We start from the raw sequence: 3,549 nt of genomic DNA on the forward strand, positions 1-3,549 counted from the left end.
CAGACTTGCCGTTTCCAATCGCCGTAGACCGCCAGCACTCCGCGCATCAAGATGGACGCCCCACCGCGCCACACACCGCACTCGACCAGATCGCCCGGCACGTTGTCGGCCAGCACGGTCTCCACACAATGCTGCAAGCTGGTCAGCCGCTGCATCCCGATCATCGTCAGCGCATCGGCCGGCCAATCTAGCCCCCGATCCCGGGCGTAGGCGTTAAACGGTCGCTTGCGCACCAGCAAGAAATTGCGCGTATTAAAAATCGGCCGTCCCAGCCGATACCAGCCAACCGGCACCAACTCATCCTGACCATAACGAGTCAGTTCACGACGGAGCAGATCAAGGTACGCGGACCGCGAGTCGGTTTCCGCCACGGTCAAAACTGCCCCTCTCCTCGCATACCACTAACTCCTAGTCATGCGCCCAGACGCCTGACCGCGCGGAGAACGCGTTTCACGATCTTCCCCCAACCCCAACCACGGTTTGAGACACCGTCTGCACCAGACCCCAAGCATGGTAGCTGAGTACCCGTCTGGCGTTCGGGGAATCGAGGGCCAAAGTGCGATTTCGACGCCGGGATTATCTTCACAACGCCGTTTCCGGCGTCGCAACCTCGGGCCTGCACCTACCTGCGCCAGCGTCGAGCGGGAAAGCGCCCGGTCTGACCGAAGCGTTCGAGCAGGTCGGCAGCGCGGGTGACGCTCTCCTCGGCAGGGATCATCCGGGTGGCGAGGTCGCGGGCACGAAGTGCGTACTCGGGGGCGAGGATCTGACGCAGGTCCTCGACCAACGTCTGCTTGGTGGTCGCGGAAAAGCGGCGGCCAGCGCCCACTTTCAGCTTCTTCAGGTGGCCGCCCCAGAAGGGCTGGTCACCGGCCGTCCAGAGGATCAGGGCGGGGATTCCGGCGCGCAGGCCGGCAGCCGTGGTGCCCGACCCGCCGTGGTGCACCACCGCGCGGCAGGCCGGGAAGGTCGTCGCATAATTCACCGCACCCACCACCTTCACGTGGTCGAATTGCGGCACGTCGCTGAAGTCGCTCCAGCCCGCGCAGATCAACGCCCGCTCGCCCAGCTCCGCACAGGACCCGCTGATCATCTCGACGGTGTCGGCCGGCGACTCGGTGACCGGCATGCTGCCGAAGCCGAAACAAATCGGGGGCGTCCCCGCGGCGATCCAGGACAGGACGTCGTCGTCCGAGTCGGTCGTCAAACCCATCGTCAGCGTGCCGACAAAGGGCCGCCGATCCCCCCACTTCGACCACTCCGCGGCCAGCCCGGGGAAGCAGACCGCGTCGTACGCCTGCAATTCCAGCGATCCAAGGTCGGCGATGCGGCGGGGCGAGGACGATGTCGTCTTGGGCAGCCCCAACTTGCGGCGCTGCTCGTCCTCGGCCTTTTTGTTCATCCGCCAAACAACCCAGTCGTATCCCGTCATGCCGGCGCGGACCAGTGGGGACGGCAGGTTCGGGATGAGTTGACCGTTGGGCCGCATCGGGATGTAGTGCAAGACCGCCATCGGGATGTCGTAATACTCCGCGACGTTGATGGCGAGGTCCTGGTACAGCTGGCCGGTGAAGAGCACGTCCGCGCCGGCGGTAAGCGCCGTGAGGGTCGTGCTCATGTCCGTCCATGAACGCAGCACGGGCTCCCAAGCTTCGCGCACCATCCGGATCGGGCCCCGGATGGTCCAGAACTCGCGGCGCAGATTCGACCAGAAGTTGCGGAGGAACTCGTCGTCCCAGAAGGCTTGCATGTCCGGCCCGTAGGAGACCGCGGAGAGTCCCGCATCCTCAGCCAAGCCGAGCAGATTGGGTGGGATGGCCATCCGGACTTCGTGGCCTCTACGCAGCAGCTCCCTCCCCGCAGCCAGGGAAGGCTCGACATCACCACGGGTTCCGTAACACGCCAGAGCAAATTTCATCGCGAGGCTAGCTCTATCACCTTCCCGCCGATCTAGGCAAGCTCACACTAGCCTGTTTATGACCGGTTCACACCGATCTTTCGCATGTCACACAGGGACGAAATTAGCTGACATCGCAGCACCTTTAATTACATCAGTATATGTAATTGAAATACTAAATATCATCAGTATATTAAATATACGTGGCCAGGGCCGGGTTTATCGGTCATGCGCGCGCTTCGCGCGCGAAGGTCTCCACGAGATCGGCGGCAGCACTGACGCTGTCCGCAGGCTTGGTCATCTGAGTGGCCAGCGCGCCCGCCCGCGTGGCGTATTCGGGGGCGAGTATCCGGCGCAGATCTGCGACGAGAGTCGCCCGGGTGGTGTTCGAAAAGCGGCGTGTGGTACCTACTTTGAGCCGTTTGAGCTGCGATCCCCAGATCTTCTGGTTGGGGTCCATCGACAGAATCAGCGTCGGGACTCCAGCGCGCATGCTCGCGGCGGTGGTGCCCGACCCGCCGTGGTGCACCACCGCGCGGCAGGCCGGGAATACCTTCGCGTAATTGACCGCCCCGACCACCTTGACGTGGTCGAACTGCGGTACGCCGCTGAATTCGCTCCAGCCGGCACAGACCAGTGCTCGCTCGCCCAGCTCCGCGCAGGCGCCACTGATCATCTCGATCGTGTCAACCGGCGATTCCACCGGCATGCTGCCGAAGCCGAAACAAATCGGCGGTGTGCCGGCGGCAATCCACGACGCGACCTCGTCATCGACCTCGGTCGTCAACTCCATCGTGAGTGTGCCGACGAACGGGCGACGGCCGTTCCAATTCGCCCATTCTTCAGCCAATCCGGGAAAGCACGCCGCGTCATAACCCTGAATTTCCAGCGCGTCTCGCGCGGCAATCCGTCCCGCGGACGGGCCCGTCGCCTTGGGCAGGCCGAGCTCACGTCGCTGCGCGTCCTCGACCTTCTTGCTCAGCCGCCACGTGAACCAGTCGAACGCCTTCATCGCGTACCGCCCCAACGGCGGCGGTAGGAACGACACCACCCGACCGTTGGGCCGCATCGGAACGTGATGCAACGTCACCAACGGAATGTCGTAGTACTCCGCCACATTGGCGGCGGGCTCTTGATAGCTGAGACCGGCGAACAGCAGATCGGCATCCTTCGCCAGTGCCACCAGCGTCGTGTTCATCTGGGTCCAGCACTCGTCGCTGAGGTCCCACATCTCGCGCCACAACCTCTTGATCTGCCGGACCCTCCAGAACCTGCTGAAAAACGAGGTCCACAAGTTGCGGTACACGTCGAGCCAGGTTCGTGTGTCGAGACCGTAGGAAACGGCCGGCAGGCCCGCTACCTCGACGAACCCCATCAAGTCCGGCGCGACCGCCATCTGCACGTCATGCCCCCGGCGCTGCAGTTCCCGTGCCACGACCATGGAGGGCTCGACATCGCCGCGGGTTCCGTAATTCGCCAGCACGAATCTCATTGCAAATCCAGGCCTTACGGTTGTATAGCGGTCAGGGCTTGCGCCACAGCACACCGGTGCCGTCGATTTCCTCGATTTCGGCGGTGATACCGTGCTTTTCGCGGTAGTCGGCCACGGCCTGCTCGCATGGTTTGAGCGCGTGGTAGTCGTCGATGATGCA

At 63.5% G+C, this 3,549-nt stretch carries 4 protein-coding genes; all 4 read right to left on the reverse strand.

All coding sequences use genetic code 11. From position 1 onward, the window contains the following. Nucleotides 1-371, reverse strand: a 371-nt coding sequence (locus tag FQ389_RS17415) for a TylF/MycF/NovP-related O-methyltransferase (protein WP_407662939.1), incomplete at its 3' end; no start/stop codon positions are given. Nucleotides 372-622: 251 nt separating this feature from the next. After that, nucleotides 623-1,918 carry a glycosyltransferase gene (locus FQ389_RS17420; RefSeq protein ID WP_144209889.1) on the reverse strand — a complete coding sequence of 432 codons (1,296 nt, stop codon included), beginning with the start codon at nucleotides 1,916-1,918 and terminating at the stop codon, nucleotides 623-625. Between the two features lie 205 nt (nucleotides 1,919-2,123). Further along, nucleotides 2,124-3,389, reverse strand: coding sequence for a glycosyltransferase (locus tag FQ389_RS17425; RefSeq protein ID WP_144209892.1), 1,266 nt, complete (start codon nucleotides 3,387-3,389; stop codon nucleotides 2,124-2,126). Nucleotides 3,390-3,420: 31 nt separating this feature from the next. Next, nucleotides 3,421-3,549 (reverse strand): TylF/MycF family methyltransferase (locus FQ389_RS17430; RefSeq protein ID WP_260860872.1); only part of this gene is annotated, 129 nt, incomplete at its 5' end.

Origin of the sequence: Mycobacterium tilburgii (genome assembly GCF_902168065.1) — a bacterium.
In the GTDB taxonomy this organism is placed as follows: domain Bacteria; phylum Actinomycetota; class Actinomycetes; order Mycobacteriales; family Mycobacteriaceae; genus Mycobacterium; species Mycobacterium tilburgii.